Origin of the sequence: Streptomyces sp. NPDC058663 (genome assembly GCF_042716745.1) — a bacterium.
Taxonomy (GTDB): Bacteria; Actinomycetota; Actinomycetes; order Streptomycetales; family Streptomycetaceae; genus Streptomyces.
The window spans coordinates 34,854-58,068 of record NZ_JBHXRV010000049.1 but is presented as its reverse complement, the minus strand read 5'-3'; the positions used below and the strand labels follow the sequence as shown (position 1 = coordinate 58,068).

The following is a 23,215-nucleotide window of genomic DNA, read 5'->3' as shown; positions in this document are numbered from 1 at the left end:
GGCGCGTAGTTCAACCCTACGCGCACTCGCCCGGCGCCTTTCGGCCGGGGGGCCGCCGCCGCTAAGCGGCCAGGCGGTGTGACCCCAAATCCACACCGGTACACCCCCCCTTCGCCATGGGTGGGGCACGCGGCCGCCGGACCCCTGCGGGACCGCCGGTGGCAGCCGGAGCCCTGCGGTGCCGCTGGGGGAAGCGGGAGCCCTGGGCCGCTTCTTGCCCTGCGGCGGCGACTGAGCCCCGCGACCCCCGGCCGCTCAGCCCCTGGGGACTGCCTTGCCGTCCTCGCCGAGCACCCGCCGCCCGTCCAGCGGCTTCTCCAGGGTGACCGTCACGGTCTGCTTCTTCGCGAGGGCGATGCACACCCGCTTCGGGTCCGGGTTGCTCTCCACGATCCGCACCCGCACCGCGCCGTCCGACTCCACCGCCTTCGCCGCGTAGTCACTGCACACCCCGCCCCAGAAGCTGAGCGCCACCTTCCGGCCGTCCGCCCGGTACGACTCGATGTGCCGGTCCTGCGTCTTCGGCGGGTCCTGCGGCGGCGTGCTCACCGGCGGCTTCGGCGAGGTCAGGTACTTCGGGTCGACGGCCGGATACGTCACCGTGTACGGCTTCTCGCCGGTCGCCGGCCGCACCTCGAACAGCCAGGACGGCACCAGCATCTGCTGTCCGTCCGCGAACTGCACGGCCAGCGCGAACGTCGCCGAGGCGACGGTCACCGTCCGCGGCGGATCCTGTCGCGGCTCGCACGGCAGGATCCCGCCCTGCGGCGACCCGGGCGCGGTGTCCTCCACCACGGCCCCCTGCTTCTGCTCCTTGTGCGGTACGGGCGTGGCACAGCCCCCGATGTCCGGCAGCCTCGCCCCACCCGCCCTGTTGAGCAGGTCCAGCGCCTTCGCCGCGCCCACCACCGGGTAGTCCGCCCCCTTGGTGAGCCCCTTCAGATACCCGCTGCCGCCCGCCACCCGGCCGTCGGACCCGACCGGAATCCCGGTCGTCCAGCCGTACGTGGGCAACCCGCCGACCACCGGGTCCGCGTTGACCACCCGCGAGCCGCCCAGCACCTGGCCCGCGTCCAGCCGGGCATCCCGGAGCCCCAGCGCCTCCAGCACCGGCGCGGCGGCCTTCTTCGCCGCGGCCTCGTCGACCGGGCCACCCGCGGTGCACACCTTGCCCTGTGCGCAGCCGGTGCTCTCCCGCGGCCCCGGAGGGCGTGCGAACGTCCAGTTCCCTGGCGCCCTGCTGTTCACCCGCAACTGCGCACCGGAGCCGTCCGACACCTCCCCGGCCAGCCAGGAGCCGCCCTCCAGCCGCGGGGTGCCCGCTACGCCGAGCGCACGGGCCAGCCGGGCCACCTCGCTGGAGTCCACCGCGCCCTGGGCCCGGTGCACGGGAGCCGAAGCGGGCCCCTGCGGCAGATCCCCGGGCGCCCGGTAGACCACCCGGCCCCAGGGGCCGCCGCCATGCGGGTCGGGCTCACCGGGGGCGATGCCCGGCGGAGCGCTGCCGGTCGGCGAGGGCCGCGCGGCCCCGGCCTCCGTACCGCCGGAGCCACTGTCCGTGAAACCGTCCAGGGAGAGCAGCGGGGGAGTGCCCTGGGCGAGGGGCGCGCCGGGACCGGCGGCCCCGCCGCCGTCGCCCGCCGTGGCCGCCCAGTACGCGCTCCCCCCGCCGGCCAGCAGCACCGCGGCTGCCACCGAGGCGGCGGCCAGCGGAGAACGGTGCCGCCGGGGGGTGCGTTGCGTCTGCGGGTCGCTGCTCACCGGATCGCTCCTTCGCCTGGCGCCGGGCGGGCGCCTGATGCGGATGCCCCTTAACGGAAGACACCGGTGGGACGGAACGAGCGGGATTCCGGTTCCCGGCGCGCCCCCGTACGGTGCCGGGCTCAGGACCTGCGGCACCCGGCCCCGGCCCGAACGGCGCCGGGCCCAGGATCCGCGGCCCCGGGCTCCGGCCCGTACGGCGCCGGGCTCAGGCCCCGTACTCGGGCATCGTGCCCACCAGCCGGGCCGAGGCGGACGGCACCACCACACCGTGGATCAGCGAGGCCGGTACGCGTTCGGCGACGGCTGCGGGCACCGCCCAGTGCGGGACCATGCGCGCGCAGTCCCCCTGCATCCGCGCCCAGTCGCCTTCGGCGTCGGATCCTGCGGAAGCGAGAGGTCCGATCGTGATGCTGTGCTTGGGCATACGTGGAGCTCCTGTGCTCAAGGGGCCGCTGACGACGCGAAACCCCGGTCTCCTCGCACCGTATGCACCTGCGACCTCACGGAAAAAGCCCTACTATCGGGTAGTTTTGCCGCTTCGGCCGTTCGAGCGGGACCCGGTAGCTTGAGCTGTCGCATTGTTCTCGTCAGTCTTCCCACCGTCCCCACAGGGAGCAGCCCCGCCGTGCGTATCGCAGTCACCGGCTCCATCGCCACCGACCACCTCATGACCTTCCCCGGCCGTTTCGCCGACCAGCTGGTCGCGGAACAGCTGCACACGGTCTCCCTCTCCTTCCTGGTCGACAACCTCGACGTACGCAGGGGAGGAGTCGGCGCGAACATCTGCTTCGGCATGGGGCAGCTCGGCACCCGCCCCATCCTGGTCGGCGCAGCCGGCTCCGACTTCGACGAGTACCGCGCCTGGCTCGACCGGCACGGCGTGGACACCGACTCGGTCCGCATCTCCGAGGTGCTGCACACCGCGCGCTTCGTGTGCACCACCGACTCCGACCACAACCAGATCGGCTCCTTCTACACGGGCGCGATGAGCGAGGCCCGTCAGATCGAGCTGAAGGCCGTCGCCGACCGCGTCGGCGGCCTGGACCTGGTCCTGATCGGTGCGGACGACCCGGAGGCGATGCTCCGTCACACGGAGGAGTGCCGCTCCCGCTCCATCCCCTTCGCGGCGGACTTCTCGCAGCAGATCGCCCGGATGTCCGGCGACGACATCCGCACGCTGCTCGAAGGCGCGACCTACCTCTTCTCCAACGAGTACGAGAAGGGCCTCATCGAGTCGAAGACCGGCTGGACGGACGCAGAGATCCTCGCCAAGGTCGGCCACCGCGTCACCACGCTCGGCTCGCGCGGCGTACGGATCGAGAAGGTCGGCCTGGAGCCGATCGAGGTCGGCTGCCCGGAGGAGGACGCCAAGGTCGACCCGACCGGTGTCGGTGACGCGTTCCGGGCCGGGTTCCTGTCCGGCCTGGCGTGGGGCGTCAACCACGAGCGGGCGGCGCAGATCGGCTGCATGCTGGCGACGCTGGTGATCGAGACGCTCGGTACCCAGGAGTACACGCTGAGCCGGGCCCGCTTCATGGACCGGTTCACCAAGGCGTACGGGCACGAGGCGGCGGCGGAGGTCAGGGCGCACCTGAGCTGAGGCCGTGGGGTGGGCGGGGGCGGAGGGTTTCGGCCCCGCCGCCCCCGGGAGCGGGGGTTTGCCGCCCAAGGGGGCGGGGGCTATTGCGTTCTGCGGACCGTGTAGGCGGTGCCGGAGGCGTGGGGCTTCTCGCCCACGTACTCCTGGCCCCGCATTTCGCACCAGGCCGGGATGTCCAGGCGGGCGGCGACGTCGTCGGCCAGCACGGTCACCGTGCCGCCGAGCGGGACGTCGCCGATGACCTTCGCGAGCTCGATGACCGGGATCGGGCACCGCTTGCCGAGCGCGTCGACAGTCAGCGACGCGGCCCCGCCAGGACTGCCGGGGCCGGCCGCGCGCGGCGCCCCCAGCCGCTCCCGTACCTCCGCGACCGTCGCCGGCAGGACCGCAAGGAAGCGCTCCACGTCCTCCTCCTGCGTCCCCGGCGGCAGCGACACCCGTACGTTCCCCTCCGAGAGCACCCCCATCGCCCGCAGCACATGGCTCGGCGTCAGGGTGCTGCTCGTGCACGAGGAACCCGAGGACACCGAGAACCCGGCCCCGTCCAGGGCGTGCAGCAGGCTCTCCCCGTCCACGTAGAGACAGGAGAAGGTCACCAGGTGCGGCAGCCGCCGTTCCGGGTCCCCGACCACCTCCACGTCCGGCACCTGGGCCGCCACCCGCACCCGGATCCGCTCCACCCACTCCCGCATCCGCACCGCCAGGCCGTCCGCCTCCGCCCGCACCGCCCGCAGCGACGCCGCCGCCGCGACCACCGCCGGGAGGTTCACGAAACCGGGGGCGCGCCCCGCCTCCCGCTCGTCCACGGGACCCCGCGGCGCGAACCGCACTCCCTTCCTGACGGCGAGCAGGCCGACCCCGGGCGGCCCGCCCCATTTGTGTGCGCTCGCGGTCAGCAGCGACCAGTCGCCCGCGACCGGCCCCCAGCCCAGCGACTGCGCCGCGTCCACCAGCAGGGGCACACCCACCTCCCGGCACTGCTGTGCGACTTCCGCCACCGGCTGGAGGGTGCCGACCTCGTGGTTGGCGGACTGCAGGCACGCCAGAGCGGTGTCCGCGCGCAGGGCCCCGGCGAAGTCCGGAACCCCGACCGCCCCGGTCCGCCCCACCGGCACCTCGGTCACCGACCCGCCCTCGGCCTCGTGGACGGCGGCCGAATGGAGTACCGAGGAGTGCTCGACGGCGGAAAGCACCAGGTGGCGGCCGACACGCCGACGCGCCGCGAGGGCCCCGGCAATTCCGGTGTGCACCGAATGCGTTCCCGAAGGGGTGAAAACCAGCTCGTCGGGGCGGCAGCCCACGGCCTCTGCGGCTGCCTCCCTCGCCGCGTCCAGGAGCATCCTGGCCCGCCGCCCCTCCCGGTGGAGCCTGGCAGGATCGGCCCACCCCTCGTCCAGCGAGGCAAGCAGCGCCTGGCGGGCCACGGGGTGCAGGGGGGCGGCGGAAGCGGCGTCGAAGTAGGGCACCGGGCCACGCTAGCCGCCCGGCCCGCCGCGCTCCGTACCGCCATCGGGGGAGGCATCGTCAGAAGCCGGGCGGAGCCAGGGGTTCCGCCCGCGGCCGGCGGGGACACCACCCCTTCGGGGAGCACTGCGGCGCGTTGGGCACCCTCCCCGCGCGACCCCAAATAGCGTCCAGTAGGGTTTGGTCCGCATAAACATCCAAACCCCTGCCCGCGTCAGGGCCGGCGACCGACCGAGTTAACACGGCCGCAGCCAACTACACGCGCGGGCGAGACTCTCGGGAAGGCGCTACGTGAGTCCCAACGGCTCCGACCGCTCGTCGCGGCGCCCGATGCGGCGGAAGCTGCTCCAGGTGCTGACCGCGGGCGTGGTCCTGGCGACCGCCTCTGGTTGCTCGTACACATGGGAGGACTTCCCGCGACTGGGAATGCCCACCCCGGTGACGGAAGAGGCGCCGCGAATCCTCTCCCTCTGGCAGGGCTCGTGGGCGGCAGCGCTCGTCACGGGCGTGCTGGTGTGGGGCCTGATCCTGTGGAGCGTCATCTTCCACCGGCGCAGCCGCACCAAGGTCGAGGTACCTCCGCAGACCCGGTACAACATGCCCATCGAGGCCCTGTACACGGTCGCCCCGCTCATCATCGTCTCGGTGCTGTTCTACTTCACCGCCCGTGACGAGTCGAAGCTCCTGCATCTGGACGAAAAGCCGAAGCACACGATCAACGTGGTCGGCTACCAGTGGAGCTGGGGCTACAACTACGTCGAGGACGTGGACGGCAACGCCGCCACCGGTCCGAAGACGGACCCCAAGACCGGGCTGAAGGCCGGGGTTCCCAAGGAACTCGGCGTGATTCCGGACAAGTTCACCAAGCAGTTCCCGGACGGCGCCGAAGGCGTCTACGACTACGGCATCCCCGGCACCCGGAACCCGGAGAACGGGAACCCCGGCCCCACGCTGGTGCTGCCGAAGGGCGAGAAGGTCCGGTTCGTGCTGACGTCGCGCGACGTCATCCACTCCTTCTGGGTGGTGCCGTTCCTGATGAAGCAGGACGTCCTCCCGCAGCACACCAACGCCTTCGAGGTGACCCCCACCAAGGAGGGCATCTTCATGGGCAAGTGCGCCGAGCTCTGCGGAGTCGACCACTCCCGGATGCTCTTCAACGTCAAGGTGGTGTCCCCGGAGGCGTACCAGCAGCACCTCAAGGACCTGGCGAAGAAGGGCCAGACCGGATACATCCCCGCCGGTATTGAGCTGACCGAGGCGTCCAGGAATGCGGAGACGAACAAACTGTGAGCATCCTCAACGAACCCAAGGGTGCCGCGGCAGCTGTCGACTCGTACGAGAACGAGCTGCCCGTGCGGCGCAAGGAGCCGGGAAACATTGTGATCAAGTGGCTCACCACCACTGACCACAAGACCATCGGCTCGATGTACCTCATCACGTCGTTCGTGTTCTTCATCATCGGCGGACTGATGGCGCTCTTCATGCGCGCCGAGCTCGCTCGTCCCGGCACGCAGATCATGTCGAACGAGCAGTTCAACCAGGCCTTCACGATGCACGGCACGATCATGCTGCTGATGTTCGCGACGCCGCTGTTCGCCGGATTCGCGAACTGGATCATGCCGCTGCAGATCGGTGCGCCCGACGTGGCGTTCCCGCGGCTGAACATGTTCGCGTACTGGCTGTACCTCTTCGGCTCGATCATCGCGGTGGCCGGCTTCCTCACCCCGCAGGGTGCGGCCGACTTCGGCTGGTTCGCCTACTCCCCGCTGTCGGACGCGGTCCGCTCGCCGGGTGTCGGCGCCGACATGTGGATCATGGGTCTGGCCTTCTCCGGCTTCGGCACGATCCTCGGCTCGGTCAACTTCATCACCACGATCATCTGCATGCGCGCGCCCGGCATGACGATGTTCCGCATGCCGATCTTCACCTGGAACGTGCTGCTGACCGGTGTGCTGGTCCTGCTCGCCTTCCCGGTGCTGGCGGCCGCGCTGTTCGCCCTGGAGGCGGACCGGAAGTTCGGTGCCCACATCTTCGACGCGGCCAACGGCGGCGCGCTGCTGTGGCAACACCTCTTCTGGTTCTTCGGCCATCCAGAGGTGTACATCATCGCGTTGCCGTTCTTCGGAATCATTTCCGAAGTGATCCCGGTCTTCAGCCGCAAGCCGATGTTCGGCTACATCGGTCTGATCGCCGCGACCATCGCGATCGCCGGCCTCTCGGTCACCGTCTGGGCCCACCACATGTACGTGACGGGCGGCGTGCTGTTGCCGTTCTTCTCGTTCATGACATTCCTCATCGCGGTGCCCACCGGTGTGAAGTTCTTCAACTGGATCGGCACGATGTGGAAGGGCTCACTGTCCTTCGAGACACCGATGCTCTGGGCCGTCGGCTTCCTGATCACCTTCACCTTCGGTGGTCTGACCGGCGTCATCCTGGCCTCGCCCCCGATGGACTTCCACGTCTCCGACTCGTACTTCGTCGTCGCGCACTTCCACTACGTCATCTTCGGCACCGTGGTCTTCGCGATGTTCTCCGGCTTCCACTTCTGGTGGCCGAAGTTCACCGGCAAGATGCTGGACGAGCGGCTCGGCAAGATCACCTTCTGGACGCTGTTCGTGGGCTTCCACGGCACGTTCCTGGTGCAGCACTGGCTCGGTGCCGAGGGCATGGCGCGTCGTTACGCGGACTACCTCGACGCCGACGGCTTCACCGCGCTGAACACGATCTCGACCATCAGCTCCTTCCTGCTGGGTCTGTCGATGCTCCCGTTCTTCTACAACGTGTGGAAGACCGCGAAGTACGGCAAGAAGATCGAGGTCGACGACCCGTGGGGCTACGGCCGCTCCCTGGAGTGGGCCACGTCCTGCCCGCCGCCGCGGCACAACTTCCTCACGCTGCCGCGCATCCGGTCCGAATCCCCGGCGTTCGACCTGCACCACCCGGAGATCTCGGCCATCGACCAGCTCGAGAACCACCGTGACAACGGCATCGAGCAGCTCGCCCTCAGCGCGAAGGAGACGGGCAAGTGAAGATCCAAGGCTGGCTGTTCATCTGGCTGAGCGTTTTCATCCTGATCATGGCCGGCGTCTACGGCGTCTGGTCCAAGGAGCCCGCGGGCACCACGGCGCTGGTCCTGGCCTTCGGACTGAGCCTGATGATCGGCTTCTACCTGGCCTTCACGGCCAAGCGGGTCGACTCGATGGCCCAGGACAACAAGCAGGCCGACGTCGCGGACGAGGCCGGCGAGCTGGGCTTCTTCGCCCCGCACAGCTGGCAGCCGCTCTCGCTGGCCATCGGCGGTGCCTTCGCCTTCCTCGCGGTCGCGATGGGCTGGTGGCTGCTGTTCTTCTCGCTGCCGCTGATCCTGGTCGGCCTGTTCGGCTGGGTCTTCGAGTTCTACCGCGGTGAGAACCGCACCCAGTAGGACCGCAGCACCCCCGGGAACCAGCCGTACGGCGGTAATCCGACGAGGGGCCCCCTCACCTGACGTCGCTCAGGTGGCGGGGCCCCTCATTCGTTTGCAGTCACTTGCCGGCGTCCAGCGCGCTCGAACTGACGATGCTTCATATCGTGTGATCATGAGCTACGCACCCCGAAGTTGGACGGTCCTGAGCTGCGCCCTGCTGGTCGCCTCCCTCGGGGCGGGGCTGACCGCCTGCGGCGGACCCGAGGGCAACCCGCTCTCCGCCAAGCCGTACGACGCGGCGCGGCAGATCACCTTCAACGGCCGGCCGGGCAGCACCGACGCCGACCCGGAGAAGCCCCTCGAAGTGCGGATCTCCGGCGAGGAGGCCCGGATCACCGACGTCATCGCCGCGGACGCCGCAGGGCGCCAGGTGGCGGGCGAACTCTCCGCCGACGGGTCCCGCTGGCACTCCACCGCTCCGCTGGCCGCAGGAGCCGACTACGCGGTCCGGGTCGCCACCGAGGACAGGGAGGGCGCCCCGGGAGTGCGCAGGCTCCACTTCCGCACCGCGGTCGGCAAGAAGAAGCTGAAGGTCACCTTCGGCCCCGGGGCGGGCACCTACGGCGTCGGCCAGCCCCTCACCGCCGAACTGAGCCAGAAGGTCAAGGACCCGCGCGCCAGGGCCGTCGTGGAGCGCGCACTCAAGGTCGAGTCCAAGCCCGCGGTGGAGGGCTCCTGGTACTGGGTGGACGACAACTTCCTGCACTTCAGGCCGCGCGAGTACTGGCCCGCACACGCCACGATCAAGGCCCACAGCACCCTGGAGGGCATCAAGGTCGCCAAGGACCTGTACGGGGCCGCATCGACGCCCCTGAAGCTGCGTACGGGCGACCGGGTCGAGGCCGTCACCGACGCCTCGTCGCACTACATGACGGTCAAGCGCAACGGAGAAGTGATCAACACCATTCCGGTGACCACGGGCAAGCCCGGCTACTCCACCCGCAACGGCGTCAAGGTCGTGCTGGGCAAGGAGTACTTCGTACGGATGCGCGGCACCAGCATCGGAATCCCGCGCGGCACCAGCGACTCGTACGACCTGCCCGTGTACTACGCGACCCGGGTCACCTGGAGCGGCGAGTACGTGCACGCGGCCCCCTGGTCCGTCGGCTCACAGGGGTACGCCAACGTCAGCCACGGCTGCACGGGCATGTCCACCGGCAACGCCAGCTGGTTCTTCGAGACCGTCCGCCAGGGCGACATCGTCAAGGTCGTCGGCAGCTGGGGGGACACCATGGACCCCTTCGGCAACGGCTTCGGCGACTGGAACATGCCCTGGGAGAAGTGGCGCAAGGGCAGCGCCCTGCTCGCCTCGACCGAGCAGCAGCGCGACCGCGTCCACACCCCCCGCCTGCGCCCCCAGGTCTGAGCGGCGGACGCGGGGGAGCGGGGGCGGCGGCGGGTGGCGTCAGGCCCGTACGGACGCGGAGCCGTCGCCGAGCCGGGCGCGCAGCAGCGCGGCCAGCGAGGCGGCGAACTCCACCGGGTCGACGGGCAGCGTCACCGCCGCCTCCGCGCGGCTCCAGGTGGCCAGCCAGGCGTCCTGCGGACGCCCCATCAGGAGCAGCACGGGCGGGCAGTCGAAGATCTCGTCCTTGATCTGCCGGCAGACGCCCATGCCGCCGGCCGGGACGCTCTCGCCGTCCAGCACGCACACGTCGATGCCGCCGGCGTCCAGCGCCTTCAGGACGGCGGGCAGGGTGGCGCACTCCAGGAACTCGACCGGCGGTACGTCGGCGGCCGGCCTGCGTCCGGAGGCCAGGCGCACCTGCTCACGCGTGTGGGCGTTGTCGCTGTAGACCAGCACCGTTGCGGTCGGCTGCTGCATTGTTCCTCCGTGACGTCCGGTTGCGCGGTGTTCTCGGGGTTCTCAGGGCTCTGCAGCGGGCTCCACTGGCTCGCTCCGATGCGCGGATGCTACTCCGTCCCACACCCCGTCAACACCGGTTCGCACGGTCCTTCGATGGGCTGTTCGGGCAGGACACACCCCCTTGACACTCCGAACGGCACCCCCCGGGGTGAGGGCGGGATAAGCGACCGACATAATGTCGGTCGTGGCGACAGCAACGACAGTAGATACCGGGCACGCGCACCCGTCGGTCAATCGGCCGAACCTCACCAGCGTCGGAACCATCATCTGGCTGAGTTCCGAGCTGATGTTCTTCGCGGCCCTCTTCGCGATGTACTTCACCCTGCGATCGGTGACGGGTCCCGAGTTCTGGGCGGAAAAGGCTTCGGCCTTGGACTTCCCGTTCTCGTTGACCAATACCTCGATCCTGGTGCTCTCCTCCCTCACCTGTCAGCTCGGCGTATTCGCCGCCGAGCGGGGCGATGTGAAGAAGCTCAGGACGTGGTTCATCATCACGTTCGTGATGGGTGCGATCTTCATCGGCGGTCAGGTGTACGAGTACACCGCACTGGTCAAGCACGAGGGCCTCTCGCTCTCGTCCGACCCGTACGGTTCGGTGTTCTACCTGACGACCGGCTTCCACGGACTGCATGTGACGGGCGGACTCATCGCCTTCCTGCTGGTCCTGGGCCGGACGTACGCCGCCAAGAGGTTCACCCACGAGCAGGCGACAGCCGCCATCGTCGTGTCCTATTACTGGCACTTCGTCGATGTCGTCTGGATCGGCCTGTTCGCCACGATCTACATGATCAAGTAATCCGGGCCCGCCAGAACAGGGCCCGAGCCCGCAACCGTCCCGCATCGACGCAGAAGATCCTGACACCGGGGTAATCCGTGAAAAAGCTCTCCGCACGACGACGCCATCCGCTGGCGGCGGTCGTCGTCCTACTCTTCGCGCTGGCGGCCACTGGGGGGCTGTACGCCGCGTTTGCGCCTGCGGGCAAGGCGCAGGCCGACGAGACCGCCCAGTCCCTCGCCATCGAGGAGGGCAAAAAGCTCTACGCCGTTGGCTGCGCAAGCTGCCACGGAACCGGCGGTCAGGGCACCACTGACGGCCCCTCCCTCGTGGGAGTGGGCTCCGCCGCAGTGGACTTCCAGGTCGGCACCGGCCGTATGCCGGCGCAGCAGCCCGGCGCCCAGGTGCCGAAGAAGAAGGTCATCTACACGCAGGCGCAGACCGATCAGCTCGCCGCGTACGTGGCCTCTCTCGGCGCCGGCCCGATCACGCCGACCGACAGCCAGACCAACCCCGAAGGCGCCGACATCGGCAAGGGTGGCGAACTGTTCCGCACCAACTGCGCGCAGTGCCACAACTTCACCGGTGAAGGTGGCGCCCTGACCCACGGCAAGTACGCCCCCAGCCTTGAGGGCGTCACGCCGAAGCACATCTACGAGGCCATGCAGACCGGCCCGCAGAACATGCCCTCCTTCCCGGACAGCACCATGCCGGAGAAGCAGAAGAAGGAAATCATCGCGTACGTCAAGGCCGTGAACGGCGAAGAGACCCCGAGCCCCGGTGGCTTCGGACTGGGCAATCTCGGCCCCGTCAGTGAGGGTCTGTTCGCCTGGATCTTCGGTCTGGGCGCGCTCATCGCAGTTGCCGTCTGGGTCGCGGCCCACACCGCTAAGGCCAAGAAGTCATGAGTAGCCAACAGAATCCAGAAGAGGCCCTGCCTGCTGAGCAGGGCGACGCGCACGGCGAGGTGGCGCACAGGGACGATCCGTTCGCGGACCCGGGCCTGCCGCCGCACAAGCCGCGTATCCAGGACATCGACGAGCGCGCCGCCAAGCGGTCCGAGCGCGTGGTCGCCTTCCTGTTCACGCTGTCCATGCTGGCCACGGTCGGCTTCATCGCCTCCTTCGTGGCGTTCCCGATCGACAAGATCGTGTACGTCTGGCCGCTCGGCCACGTGAGTGCGCTGAACCTCTCCCTCGGTCTGACGCTCGGCATCGCCCTCTTCTGCATCGGCGCGGGCGCGGTCCACTGGGCCCGCACCCTGATGTCCGACGTGGAGGTCGCCGACGAGCGCCACCCGATCTCGGCGGAGCCCGAGGTCAAGGCCAAGGTCATGGCCGACTTCAAGGCCGGCGCCCAGGAGTCCGCGATCGGCCGTCGCAAGCTGATCCGCACCACGATGTTCGGCGCACTGGCCCTGGTGCCGCTGTCCGGCGTCGTGCTGCTGCGCGACCTCGGTCCGCTGCCGGAAAAGCGGCTGCGGACGACGTCCTGGTCGAAGGGCAAGCTGCTCATCAACCAGAACACGATGGAGCCGCTGCGCGCCGAGGACGTCGTCGTGGGGTCGCTCACCTTCGCCATGCCGGAAGGCCTGAAGGAGGACGACCACGAGTTCAACACGAAGATCGCCAAGGATGCCCTGATGATCGTCCGCATCCAGCCGGACGAGATCAAGGACAAGCAGCAGCGCGAGTGGGCGCACGAGGGCATCGTCGCGTACTCGAAGATCTGTACCCATGTCGGCTGCCCGATCAGCCTGTACGAGCAGCAGACGCACCACGTGCTCTGCCCGTGCCACCAGTCCACCTTCGACCTCTCCGACGGCGCCCGTGTCATCTTCGGCCCGGCCGGCCACGCGCTGCCGCAGCTGCGGATCGGCGTGAATGACGAGGGTTACCTCGAAGCGCTCGGCGACTTCGCAGAGCCCGTCGGCCCGTCCTTCTGGGAGCGCGGATGAGTACTGCGACGACTACCGAATCCAAGCCGCAGCAGAAGGCGCCCGCCGGTGAGCGGGTGGCCGACTGGGCGGACGGACGGCTGGGGATCTACTCCCTCGCCAAGTCCAACATGCGCAAGATCTTCCCGGACCACTGGTCCTTCATGCTCGGCGAGATCTGCATGTACAGCTTCATCATCATCATCCTCACGGGTGTGTATCTGACGCTGTTCTTCCACCCGTCGATGAACGAGATCGTTTATCACGGCAGTTACGCGCCGATGCACGGCATCCGCATGACGGAGGCCTACGCGTCGACGCTGGACATCAGCTTCGACGTCCGCGGTGGTCTGCTGATCCGGCAGATCCACCACTGGGGTGCGCTGATCTTCCTCGCGGCGATGTTCGTGCACATGATGCGCGTCTTCTTCACGGGTGCCTTCCGCAAGCCGCGTGAGGTCAACTGGCTGTTCGGCTTCCTGCTGTTCGTCCTGGGCATGTTCACCGGCTTCACCGGTTACTCGCTCCCGGACGACCTGCTGTCGGGCACCGGTGTCCGCTTCACCCAGGGCGCGATCCTGTCCGTGCCGGTCGTCGGCACGTACATCTCGATGTTCCTGTTCGGCGGGGAGTTCCCCGGTCACGACATGGTCGCCAGGTTCTACTCGATCCACATCCTGCTGCTGCCGGGCATCATGCTCGGCCTGATGGTGGCTCACCTGATCCTGGTCTTCTACCACAAGCACACCCAGTTCGCGGGCCCCGGCCGGACGAACAACAACGTCGTGGGCATGCCGCTGCTGCCGGTCTACATGGCCAAGGCCGGAGGCTTCTTCTTCCTGGTCTTCGGTGTCATCGCGGTCATCTCGGCGGCGTTCACGATCAACCCGGTCTGGGCGCTCGGCCCCTACCGTCCCGACCAGGTGTCCACCGGCGCCCAGCCCGACTGGTACATGGGCTTCGCCGAGGGCCTGGTGCGTGTCATGCCGGGCTGGGAGATCAACCTCTGGGGCCACACGCTGGTCCTGGGCGTGTTCATCCCGCTGACCCTGTTCGGTCTGATCCTCGCCGTCATCGCGGTGTGGCCGTTCCTGGAGTCCTGGGTCACCGGGGACAAGCGCGAGCACCACATCGCGCAGCGTCCGCGCAACCACCCGACGCGCACCGGCTTCGGTGTCGCCTGGATCACGGTCTACTTCATCGGCCTCGTCGGCGGTGGCAACGACCTCTGGGCCACGCACTTCCACCTGTCGCTCAACTCGATCAGCTGGTTCGTGCGCATCGGATTCTTCGTCGGTCCGGTCCTGGCGTTCATCATCACCAAGCGGATCTGCCTGGGCCTCCAGCGCAGGGACGCCGAGAAGGTGCTGCACGGACGCGAGTCCGGCATCATCAAGCGGCTGCCGCACGGCGAGTTCGTCGAGGTCCACGAGCCGCTCGGCCAGGACCAGCTGCACACGCTCACGGCGCACGAGCAGTACGCACCGGCCGAGCTCGGACCCCAGGTGGACGAGAACGGCGTCGAGCGCAAGGCGGGTGCCGCCGAGAAGCTGCGCGTCAAGCTCAGCAAGGGCATGTACGGCGAGGGCAACCAGATCGCCAAGCCCACCGCCGAGGAGTACAAGGAGATCACCAGCGGCCACGGCCACCACTGATCCCCGCCCGGGTCGATGACCCGGAACTGTCCGCCACAGCGAGAGCCCCGTCCGACGTACGGACGGGGCTCTTCGCCGTCCCGGCGCCTGGATAGGGTGAGGACATCCCTTACCGGCTGTGGACCCTGGAGCGGACCATGAACGTTGTGACCCCAGTTGGCGGCGACAGCGTGGCGGCCCGTAGCTGGCCGGGCATCCTCAACCCCCTGCTGCGCGGAGAGCACCTCGGCGCGGACGACACCGCCTGGGCGATGGACCGCATCATGTCCGGCGAGGCCACCGACGCCCAGATCGCCGGGTTCGCGGTCGCCCTGCGCGCCAAGGGCGAGACGGTGGAGGAAGTGACCGGTCTGGTACGGGCGATGTACGCGCACGCCCGCACCATCGACGTCCCCGGCCCCAGCGTCGACATCGTCGGCACCGGCGGCGACCTCGCAAAGACCGTCAACATCTCCACCATGTCCGCGATCGTCATCGCCGGCACCGGTGCGAAGGTCGTCAAGCACGGCAACCGCGCCGCGTCCTCCGCCAGCGGCTCCTCGGACGTCCTGGAGAAGCTCGGCGTCAATCTCGACCTGACGCCGCAGCGCGTGGTGGAGGTCGCCGAGGAGGCCGGCATCACCTTCTGCTTCGCGGTGAAGTTCCACCCGGCGCTGCGCTACGCCGCCAAGGCCCGCAGGGAGCTCGGCGCGCAGACCACGTTCAACATCCTGGGTCCGCTCACCAACCCGGCACAGGTGCGCGCCCAGGCGGTCGGCGTCGCCGACCTGCGGATGGCGCCCATCGTAGCCGGAGTGCTGGCCGAACGGGGCAACTCCGCCCTGGTCTTCCGCGGCGACGACGGCCTCGACGAGCTGACCACCACGGCGACCTCGCGGGTGTGGATCGTGCGGGACGGCGCCGTGCGCGAGGAGGCCTTCGACCCGCGCGACGTGGGCCTGGACATCGTCCCCGTGGAGGCGCTGCGGGGCGCCGACGCCTCGTACAACGCGGAGGTCGCCCGCCGGCTGCTGGCAGGCGAGCAGGGCCCCGTACGGGACGCCGTCCTCCTCAACACCGCCGCGGCCCTCGTCGCACTGAACCCCGGGGCGGGAGCGCTGCACGAGGAGATCGCCGCCGGGATCGAGCGGGCGCGCGAATCCCTCGACTCCGGCAGCGCCCAGCGTGCGCTGGAGCGCTGGGTGGCGGCCAGCAACGCCTGAAGCCAGACGGTGGTGTGACGCGAAGCGCAGTCCGGGTGTCTCGAAACGCGGACTGCGCTCTTGCGTGACGTAGATCGTGTGGCAGGATGCTGTACAGGTCATGAGTGACAGCGACTACGGCCCCGGCCCGCTGTCCGGCAACCCTCCGTCCGTGGCGGGGTGCCCCGGGTGAAGACCAGGTCGTAGGCAGCGAGGTCTACGGCAAGCGCGGACCCCTGCGCACTCCCTTTGGAGTGGCGCGCCCCTGGGGTCCTGGTCCTCAAGGGAGAAGTCTCGTGAGCAAGCGAATGCGATAGGGCCCCTCGGCCCCGTTCCACCTTCACCTCCGTGCCGCCCCCCCCTGTGGCGTCGCGTCGAGGCAACTCCCGTACCGCCCACGGCAACTGAGCCTCTCTCAGGCGTACGGGAACTTCTGAAGCCATTCCGCCTTGTCCCGCCAGGAGTTTCGCCATGCCCGCATCCCCCGTTGCCGTCGCCACCGCTTCCCCGTCCGCCGCCGAGAGTGCCGACCCCTGCTGCGGGGCGCCGCTGCCCGTCCTCGGACGGGACGTGGCCGTGCCGCTGGTGACCGGCGGAGAGGTCACGTACGCGGCCCTCGACTACGCAGCGAGCGCTCCGGCGTTGCAGCGGGTCTGGGACGACGTCGCGGCGTACGCCCCGTACTACGGCAGCGTGCACCGCGGGGCCGGGTACCTCTCGCAGCTCTCCACGGACCTCTTCGAGAACAGCCGCCGGACCGTCCACGAGTTCCTGGACTGCCGCGACGACGACCAGGTCGTCTTCACCCGCTCCACCACCGACTCGCTGAACCTGCTCGCGGCCGTACTGCCCGCCGGCTGCCAGGTGTTCGTCTTCGAGACCGAGCACCACGCGTCGCTGCTGCCCTGGCAGGACGCCGAGGTCACCTACCTCGACGCCCCGCGCACCCCGGCCCAGGCCGTCGAGACCCTGGAGCGCGCGCTGGCCGCCCGCGATCCCCACGGTCCCGCCCTGGTCTGCGTGACCGGTGCCTCGAACGTCACCGGGGAGATCTGGCCGGTGCGCGAGCTCGCGGCCGCGGCGCACGCCCACGGTGCGCGGATCGTGCTGGACGCCGCGCAGCTCGCGCCCCACCACCCGGTCTCCGTCCAGGAGCTGGACGTGGACTGGGTCGCCTTCTCCGGGCACAAGCTGTACGCGCCGTTCGGCTCCGGGGTGCTGGCAGGCCGGGCCGACTGGCTGCAGGCGGCGGACCCCTACCTGGCCGGCGGCGGCGCGTCGAAGAAGGTCGCCCGGCGCACCGACGGCGGCGTGGACGTCGAGTGGCACACCACCGCCGCCCGTCACGAGGCCGGCTCGCCCAACGTCATCGGCGTCTACTCCATCGCCTCCGCCTGCAAGGCGCTCACCGAGGCGGGCTTCGACGGCCTGGTCGCGCGTGAGCAGTCGCTGGTGCGCAGGGTGCGTGAGGGGCTCGCGGAGGTGCCCGCCGTCAAGGTGCTCTCGCTGTTCGGGGACGACGCGCCCCGGGTCGGCGTCATCTCCTTCGTGGTGGAGGGCTGGAACAGCTCCCACTTCGCCGCCGCCCTCTCCGCCGAGTACGGGATCGGGGTCCGCGACGGCCTCTTCTGCGCCCACCCGCTGGTGCGCACCCTGCTGGGCAGCGACCCGCAGGACCCGGGCGAGTGCGGTGCCCCGGAGGCGGAGCCTGGCGAGAGGTCGCTCAACGCGATCCGGGTGAGCTTCGGCGCGGGTACGCCGGACGAGCACGTGGAGCGGTTCCTCTCGGCGGTGAAGGAACTCGTCGCCGACGGCGCGCAGTGGAACTACCGGACCGAGGACGGGCGCTGCGTCCCGGCGGTCTGAGCACATCGGGGCGGGGCCTCCTGCGTGCGGCAGGGGGCCCTCGCGCGTACCGGCCGGGTCAGCCGTCGAGGCCGATCGAGAAGGCCGCTTCCAGGTCGTGCTGGGAGTAGGTGCGGAACGCGACGTGCGTGTCCGTGCCCTCGACGCCGGGGATCTTGCTGATGGAACCCGGGATGATGTCCGCGAGGTCGTCGTGCCGCCCGACACGCACCATGGCGATCAAGTCGTACGTACCGGTCACCGAGAACACCTCGCTGACGCTGTCGAGCGCGGCGATCGACTCGGCGATCTCGGGGATCCGGTCCACGCTGGTCCTGATGAGCACGATCGCGGTGATCACGGCTGGCTTTCTCCCTCGGTGGCCGGTGGCGCTGCTGCGGCCTTCACTCTAGTCCCACGCGGGAAGCGCACCCACGTGTAGAGGAACCCCGCGGCGAAGCCCACCACGTGCGCCAGGTAGGCCACCCCGGCGCCGGTGCCGAAACCCTGCGCGGCCAGCCACTGGAGCACGAACCAGAAGACCAGGACGATCCAGGCGGGAAAGCGCAGCGGCAGGAACAGCAGGAAGGGGAAGAGGCTGGTCACGCGCACCCGGGGGAAGAGCCGCAGGAACGCGCCGAGCACCGCCGAGATCGCCCCCGAAGCCCCCACCAGCGTCTCCTCGGACGAGGAGTGCGCCACCGCGTACACCACGAGCGCGACATAGCCGGTCACCACGTAGAAGAGCAGGAAGTGGAACCGGCCCAGGTACGCCTCGGTCATCGCCCCGAAGACGTACAGGAAGAGCATGTTGCCGAGCAGGTGCAGCCAGTTGCCGTGCACGAACAGGGCGGTGAGCGGGGTCAGGGCGGCGGGCGGGGACAGCCGCACCAGCTCCGCGGGGACCACTCCCCAGCGCTCGAAGTAGGCGCTCTGCGCGGCGAGCAGGGTGTCGCCGGTGCCGTAGGCGGGACTGAAGCCGGAGGCCGGGCCCAGCAGGAAGACGACGCAGCAGACGGCGATGAGGGCGTACGTCACGACCGGGGCGCGCGCGAGGGCCCGCCACCGGGCCGGCAGGTCCTTCACCGTGACCTTGATCATGGGTGCGAGCATGACGCACCCGGCGCGGCCGGACCGGCTGCCCCGCCGGTCTCAAGGGTCGGCCGTACCCCGCGCGGGGTACGGGGAAGGCCGTAGGGTTGCGCGCAGGGTATCCGCAGTTCGACGGCGCACCGCGGCAACGACGTACGACATTTGTGTGAAAACGCAGATACGAGGAAGAGGACGGTACGTATGACGACGACGGTTCCCCTGCCCACCGCCGGTACCCGGTGGCGCTGCACGCTCTGTGGCAACCTCACGCGGTTCGACGTGACCCGCTCCTCGAAGGTCGTGGAGTACGTCCACCTCGACCTGGCCGGGGAGTCGAAGGTCGAGGAACGCGAGGTGGTCAGTGAGACCATCGAGTCGGTGCGTTGCCGCTGGTGCAACGCGGTGGATCAGATCGAACTGGTGGACAGGCCGGACGCCGTCTCCTGAGGGCCTTGGCAGGTCTGCGGGAGAGCGGCCCGGCAGGGCAGTGCCCATGAGGGCACGAAGGTAGTGGGGTGACGGATGGTGGAGCCTGCGAGCGGCGCGGAACCGGCCGGCTCGGCCGACGACGCCGCGGAGGCGCTCGACCGCCCGTTGCCCGACGGGGTGCGGCGCCGGGTCGTGACGCTGGTCTCGGACGCGTTCGGCGGCCTCACCGTCGTGGAACTTCCCGCCCAGCTGAGGCAGTACGCCCGGTTCACCCCGACCAGGCGCGCCAAGTTCGCGGGCAACGCGATGGCGGCGGCACTGGAGAGCGACCCGGTCTTCCGGCGGCGCATCGGCGCACGGCTGCGCGAGGCACAGCCCGAGCTGACGGGCGCGCTGGAGGCCGGGTCGCCGCCCGCTGCCGCCGACCCCCTCGACGTGGCGGCAGCGGCCTATGTGCTGCGGCCGGCCGGCTGGGTGAAGCTGGTGACGTCGGCGGGCGAGGAGGCCGAGCGGGCGGACGCCGAGCGCGCCCAGGAGGCCGCTCTGCGCGAACTCGAGCAGCTGCGCGCCGAGTTGGCCGAAGCCAGGGGCCGTACGAGGGCGGAGACCGAGCGGCTGCGCAGCGAGCTCGAGGGCGCCCGCAAGGAGTCCGACGCCGCCCAGCGCAAGCTGCGCGGCGCGCTGAGCGACGTCAAGCGCGGTGAGGCCGCGCTGCGCAGGACGCAGGCGGAGATCGACGGGATCAGGGCGGAGGCGGCCGCCCAGGTGGCGTCCGCCGAGGCCGAGTCGCGGCGGCTGCGGGCCAGGCTCGGCGAGGCGGAGGCGTCCGCCGAGGCGGGACGCCGAGCGGTGCGCGAGGGGCGCAGCGTCGAGGACATGCGCCTGCGGCTGCTGCTGGACACGGTGCTCGAAGCGGCTCAGGGACTGCGCAGGGAACTGGCGCTGCCGCCGTCCGCGGGGCGTCCCGCCGACACCGTGGACGCGGTCGAGCCGGGGCGGATGTCGCCCAAGGACATCGCGACCCGGGCCCTGTCCGACACCGACCCGGCCGTGCTGGACCAGCTTCTCGCGCTGCCCCAGGCGCACTTGGTGGTCGACGGCTACAACGTGACCAAGACCGGCTATCCGACGATGCCGCTGGAGAAGCAGCGGCTGCGGCTGCTCGGCGGGCTCTCCATGCTCGCCGCCGCCTCGGGCGCCGAGGTGACCTGTGTGTTCGACGGTGCGGAGCTGGCCGCTCCGGTGCTGCTCGCGCCGCCGCGCGGGGTGCGGGTGCTGTTCAGCAAGGCGGGCGTGACGGCCGACGAGCTGATCCGGCAGCTGGTGCGGGCCGAACCGGCCGGGCGGCCGGTGGTCGTGGTTTCGACGGACCGCGAGGTCGCGGACGGGGTCGCGAAGTCCGGCGCCAGGCCGGTCGCTTCGGCGATGCTGCTGAAGCGGCTTTCGCGCGCTTGACGGAGATTCCGGGCCGATGCCCAACTAATGCGGATAATGCCCGAATTGAGGCCGATTCGGAATGGCATTCCGTCAACACCCCGTGACGCGCTGTGTGACGCGTGGAAATTATGTGTCTCGTGGGCGAGATTTTTCCTGTGAGGATTTGAACTGATCACAAGAAGGTCACTAGGGTCTGGGCTCGAACCTTCGCGCGGTTGATCACTCATCCGGAGTATCAGCGAGGTCGCCGCCAACCGCTGACCGGTAGGTGGTTCGAGGATGAAGGAGCTCGCCTCCGTGGCGTCCCACCGTCGACCCAAGAACCCGAGCCGCACGCGTGTGACCGTGCTCTCCCTTGCCGCCACCGCAGCCGTGGCGCTCACCTCGCAGTCGGCGAACGCCGTACCCAAGCCGGACAAGAAGGAAGTCAAGGCGAAGGTCGACGCGCTCCACGAGGAGGCGGAGGGCGCCACGGAGAAGTTCAACGCGGCGAAGGAGAAGCAGACCACCCTGGAAAAGCAGGTCAAGGGCCTCCAGGACAAGTCCGCACGGGGTCAGGGCGAGCTCAACCAGATGCGCAAGGGTCTCGGTTCGCTGGCCACCGCCCAGTACCGCACCGGCGCCGTCGACCCCTCGCTCCAGCTCTTCCTCTCCTCCGAGCCGGACCAGTTCCTGGACCGCGCCGCCGCCATGAACCAGCTGACCGCCAAGCAGGCCGAGTCGCTGCGCAAGATCCAGGCCAAGCAGCGCACCCTCACCCAGCAGCGCGCGGAGGCCTCCGGCAAGCTCGCCAACCTGGCCGCCGTACGCAAGGAACTCGGCGAGAAGAAGAAGTTCGTCCAGGGCAAGCTCGCCGAGGCGCAGACCCTGCTCAACACGCTGACCAAGGCCGAGCGCGACGCCATGGCAGCCGAGGAGAACCGGGCCAGCAGGGACGCCGGCGACCGCGCCGAACTCGGCAACGAGGCGCCCGCCTCCGGCATCGGCGCCGCCGCCATGGCCCAGGCCAGGACGAAGATAGGCGCGCCCTACGACTGGGGCAACAAGGGTCCCAACGCCTTCGACTGCTCCGGACTGGTCTACTGGGCCTTCAAGCAGGTCAACGTGACCGTGGGCGGCAGCACGTACACCCAGGAGAGCGCGGGCCGGAAGATCTACAACCGGAGCGAACTGCGCCCCGGCGACCTGGTGTTCTTCAACAACCTCCAGCACGTGGGCTTCTACGCCGGCAACGGCATGTCGCTGCACGCCCCCAAGCCGGGCACCAACGTGCGCATCGAGGACATGAAGTACCTCGGCCCGTTCCAGTTCGGCGTGCGCGTCGGCGGCTGAGACCGGCCCGACCGTGGCCTGCCGCCGGGAGGGCGGCACGCCCGCGATACCCGGCGACCGGCCCTGAACACACCGCCCGTTCGAGCGAATTGCGCCACCCCCGCACTGACTCCCCGCCCCGCCGGTGACCCTGGTCACCGGCGGGGCGTCGTGCTGTTCGCCCCTCGTTCGAACGCGCCGGGGCCTTTGGCCACCGCGTGACCGTCCCGCTACTGTCTGCTCGCGCAGCTCCCGTCCGGCAGTCCGCCCGCCCCGGGCGGCAGGGCGCTGCCACCCAGCAGTGGAAGGAGTGCGGCTTCCCGTGGCGTCACACCGTCGTCCCTCGCAGTCCGGGCTCACACAGAGCACCCGGGTCACCGTCCTGTCCGCCGCCGCGGCCACCGCGGCAGCGGCCCTCGGGGCCACCCCGGCAAGCGCCGACCCGGGGGGCACGTCCACGGCCACCAAGGCGACCGTCGACCGGCTCTTCGAGCAGGCCGAGCAGGCCACCGAGCAGTTCAACCGGGCCGACGAGCGCGCCGACACGCTGCGCAAGGAGGTCGGCCGGGCCCGCGACCGCACGGCCAGGGGACAGGAGCGGATCAACCGGATGCGCGGCGTCCTGGGACAGCTGGCGGGCGCGCAGTACCGCTCGGGCGGCATGGACCCCTCGGTGTCCCTGCTGCTCTCGGAGGATCCCGACAGCTACCTCGACAAGGCCGCCGCCCTCGGCCGGGTCGGCGCGCTGCACACCGGGCGGCTGCGCGAACTCAACCAGGCCCAGCGGCGGCTGAGCCAGGAGCGCACCGAGGCGAGCCGCAAGCTGGCCGAACTGGACCGCAGCCGGGCCGACGTCGCGCGCCACAAGCGCACGGTCGAGGGCAAGCTGGCCGAGGCCCGCCGCATGCTGAACGCGCTCTCCGCCCGCGACCGCGCCGAGTTCGACCGCGCCTCGCGCGGCGGGCGCACCCCGATGCCCGAGATGTCCGGGGCGATGCCCGCCTCCTCGCGCGCCGCCGCCGCCGTCCTGGCAGCCAGGAACGCCGTCGGCAAACCGTACATCTGGGGCGCCAACGGGCCCTCCGGCTTCGACTGTTCCGGTCTCATGCAGTGGAGCTACAGCCAGGCGGGCGTCTCCCTGCCGCGCACCTCGCAGGCACAGCGGTACGCGGGCCGGCAGGTGGCACTGGAGCAGGCCCAGCCCGGCGACCTGGTCGCCTACCGGGACGACGCCAGTCACATCGGTATGTACATGGGCAACGGACAGGTCGTGCACGCGCCCTATCCCGGGGCGCCGGTGCGCTACGACCCGGTCGGGATGATGCCCATCTCGTCGGTCACCCGGGTCTGAACCCGGGCGACGCCCCCTGTCGGACCGCCCGCGGGCCGGGCG

General features: G+C 70.0%; 21 protein-coding genes and 1 riboswitch. Of the genes, 15 read left to right on the top strand and 6 right to left on the bottom strand.

Annotated elements, in window-relative coordinates; all coding sequences use genetic code 11:
* Positions 1–255: 255 nt before the first annotated feature.
* Both ACFWVV_RS29995 and ACFWVV_RS29990 read right to left on the bottom strand, forming a co-directional pair.
* A complete protein-coding gene (locus ACFWVV_RS29995) occupies positions 256–1,761 on the bottom strand; it encodes a hypothetical protein (RefSeq protein ID WP_384344806.1) in 1,506 nt (501 codons plus the stop codon).
* 208 nt (positions 1,762–1,969) lie between these two features.
* Positions 1,970–2,188: a hypothetical protein gene (locus ACFWVV_RS29990; RefSeq protein ID WP_384344803.1), complete on the bottom strand. Its 219-nt coding sequence runs from the start codon at positions 2,186–2,188 to the stop codon at positions 1,970–1,972.
* Between the two features lie 201 nt (positions 2,189–2,389).
* On the opposite strand from ACFWVV_RS29990, the gene ACFWVV_RS29985 reads away from it, so the two are divergent.
* On the top strand, positions 2,390–3,364 hold the full coding sequence (locus ACFWVV_RS29985) for a carbohydrate kinase family protein (RefSeq protein ID WP_384344800.1): 975 nt from the start codon (positions 2,390–2,392) through the stop codon (positions 3,362–3,364).
* Between the two features lie 80 nt (positions 3,365–3,444).
* Here the strand turns inward: ACFWVV_RS29985 and ACFWVV_RS29980 are convergent, their stop codons facing one another.
* Complete coding sequence (locus tag ACFWVV_RS29980) at positions 3,445–4,830, bottom strand: cysteine desulfurase/sulfurtransferase TusA family protein (protein WP_384344797.1); 1,386 nt, start codon at positions 4,828–4,830, stop codon at positions 3,445–3,447.
* Between the two features lie 289 nt (positions 4,831–5,119).
* Between ACFWVV_RS29980 and ACFWVV_RS29975 the strand changes: the two genes are divergently transcribed.
* The 4 genes from ACFWVV_RS29975 to ACFWVV_RS29960 all read left to right on the top strand — a co-directional run bounded on the left by ACFWVV_RS29975 (position 5,120) and on the right by ACFWVV_RS29960 (position 9,660).
* On the top strand, positions 5,120–6,118 hold the full coding sequence (locus ACFWVV_RS29975) for a cytochrome c oxidase subunit II (protein WP_384344795.1): 999 nt from the start codon (positions 5,120–5,122) through the stop codon (positions 6,116–6,118).
* On the top strand, positions 6,115–7,857 hold the full coding sequence (gene ctaD / locus ACFWVV_RS29970) for a cytochrome c oxidase subunit I (protein ID WP_384344792.1): 1,743 nt from the start codon (positions 6,115–6,117) through the stop codon (positions 7,855–7,857). Before ACFWVV_RS29975 ends, ctaD begins: the two co-directional genes overlap by 4 nt.
* Complete coding sequence (locus ACFWVV_RS29965; RefSeq protein WP_384344789.1) at positions 7,854–8,252, top strand: cytochrome c oxidase subunit 4; 399 nt, start codon at positions 7,854–7,856, stop codon at positions 8,250–8,252. Before ctaD ends, ACFWVV_RS29965 begins: the two co-directional genes overlap by 4 nt.
* A 154-nt stretch (positions 8,253–8,406) precedes the next feature.
* Complete coding sequence (locus tag ACFWVV_RS29960; RefSeq protein ID WP_384344786.1) at positions 8,407–9,660, top strand: Ig-like domain-containing protein; 1,254 nt, start codon at positions 8,407–8,409, stop codon at positions 9,658–9,660.
* 39 nt (positions 9,661–9,699) lie between these two features.
* On the opposite strand, the gene ACFWVV_RS29955 is transcribed toward ACFWVV_RS29960, so the two are convergent.
* Positions 9,700–10,119 carry a hypothetical protein gene (locus ACFWVV_RS29955; protein WP_384344783.1) on the bottom strand — a complete coding sequence of 140 codons (420 nt, stop codon included), beginning with the start codon at positions 10,117–10,119 and terminating at the stop codon, positions 9,700–9,702.
* 217 nt (positions 10,120–10,336) lie between these two features.
* Here ACFWVV_RS29955 and ACFWVV_RS29950 point away from each other — a divergent pair, with 217 nt between their 5' ends.
* From ACFWVV_RS29950 to ACFWVV_RS29925, 6 genes are all read left to right on the top strand, one after another.
* Complete coding sequence (locus tag ACFWVV_RS29950) at positions 10,337–10,957, top strand: heme-copper oxidase subunit III (protein ID WP_384344781.1); 621 nt, start codon at positions 10,337–10,339, stop codon at positions 10,955–10,957.
* Positions 10,958–11,034: 77 nt separating this feature from the next.
* Positions 11,035–11,844, top strand: a complete 810-nt coding sequence (locus tag ACFWVV_RS29945; protein ID WP_384344778.1) for a c-type cytochrome — start codon at positions 11,035–11,037, stop codon at positions 11,842–11,844.
* Positions 11,841–12,893, top strand: coding sequence for a Rieske 2Fe-2S domain-containing protein (locus ACFWVV_RS29940; RefSeq protein WP_384344775.1), 1,053 nt, complete (start codon positions 11,841–11,843; stop codon positions 12,891–12,893). Before ACFWVV_RS29945 ends, ACFWVV_RS29940 begins: the two co-directional genes overlap by 4 nt.
* Positions 12,890–14,527, top strand: coding sequence for a cytochrome bc complex cytochrome b subunit (locus ACFWVV_RS29935; protein WP_384344773.1), 1,638 nt, complete (start codon positions 12,890–12,892; stop codon positions 14,525–14,527). The genes ACFWVV_RS29940 and ACFWVV_RS29935 overlap by 4 nt, the downstream gene beginning before the upstream one ends.
* 137 nt (positions 14,528–14,664) lie before the next feature.
* Positions 14,665–15,729, top strand: a complete 1,065-nt coding sequence (gene trpD / locus ACFWVV_RS29930; protein WP_384344771.1) for an anthranilate phosphoribosyltransferase — start codon at positions 14,665–14,667, stop codon at positions 15,727–15,729.
* A gap of 96 nt (positions 15,730–15,825) precedes the next feature.
* Positions 15,826–15,943, top strand: a riboswitch (SAM riboswitch).
* A gap of 236 nt (positions 15,944–16,179) precedes the next feature.
* Positions 16,180–17,574, top strand: coding sequence for an aminotransferase class V-fold PLP-dependent enzyme (locus tag ACFWVV_RS29925; protein ID WP_384344768.1), 1,395 nt, complete (start codon positions 16,180–16,182; stop codon positions 17,572–17,574).
* A 58-nt stretch (positions 17,575–17,632) separates the two neighbouring features.
* On the opposite strand, the gene ACFWVV_RS29920 is transcribed toward ACFWVV_RS29925, so the two are convergent.
* Positions 17,633–17,914: an Lrp/AsnC family transcriptional regulator gene (locus ACFWVV_RS29920; protein ID WP_384344765.1), complete on the bottom strand. Its 282-nt coding sequence runs from the start codon at positions 17,912–17,914 to the stop codon at positions 17,633–17,635.
* On the bottom strand, positions 17,911–18,654 hold the full coding sequence (locus ACFWVV_RS29915) for a rhomboid family intramembrane serine protease (RefSeq protein ID WP_384344762.1): 744 nt from the start codon (positions 18,652–18,654) through the stop codon (positions 17,911–17,913). Before ACFWVV_RS29915 ends, ACFWVV_RS29920 begins: the two co-directional genes overlap by 4 nt.
* Positions 18,655–18,846: 192 nt before the next feature.
* Between ACFWVV_RS29915 and ACFWVV_RS29910 the strand changes: the two genes are divergently transcribed.
* From ACFWVV_RS29910 to ACFWVV_RS29895, 4 genes are all read left to right on the top strand, one after another.
* Complete coding sequence (locus ACFWVV_RS29910) at positions 18,847–19,092, top strand: hypothetical protein (RefSeq protein WP_362422100.1); 246 nt, start codon at positions 18,847–18,849, stop codon at positions 19,090–19,092.
* A 75-nt stretch (positions 19,093–19,167) separates the two neighbouring features.
* Positions 19,168–20,529 (top strand): NYN domain-containing protein, encoded by a 1,362-nt coding sequence (locus ACFWVV_RS29905; RefSeq protein ID WP_384344759.1) that lies wholly within the window; start codon positions 19,168–19,170, stop codon positions 20,527–20,529.
* A 279-nt stretch (positions 20,530–20,808) separates the two neighbouring features.
* Complete coding sequence (locus ACFWVV_RS29900; protein ID WP_384345107.1) at positions 20,809–21,843, top strand: NlpC/P60 family protein; 1,035 nt, start codon at positions 20,809–20,811, stop codon at positions 21,841–21,843.
* Between the two features lie 301 nt (positions 21,844–22,144).
* A complete protein-coding gene (locus tag ACFWVV_RS29895; RefSeq protein WP_384344756.1) occupies positions 22,145–23,173 on the top strand; it encodes an NlpC/P60 family protein in 1,029 nt (342 codons plus the stop codon).
* Positions 23,174–23,215 lie beyond the last annotated feature (42 nt).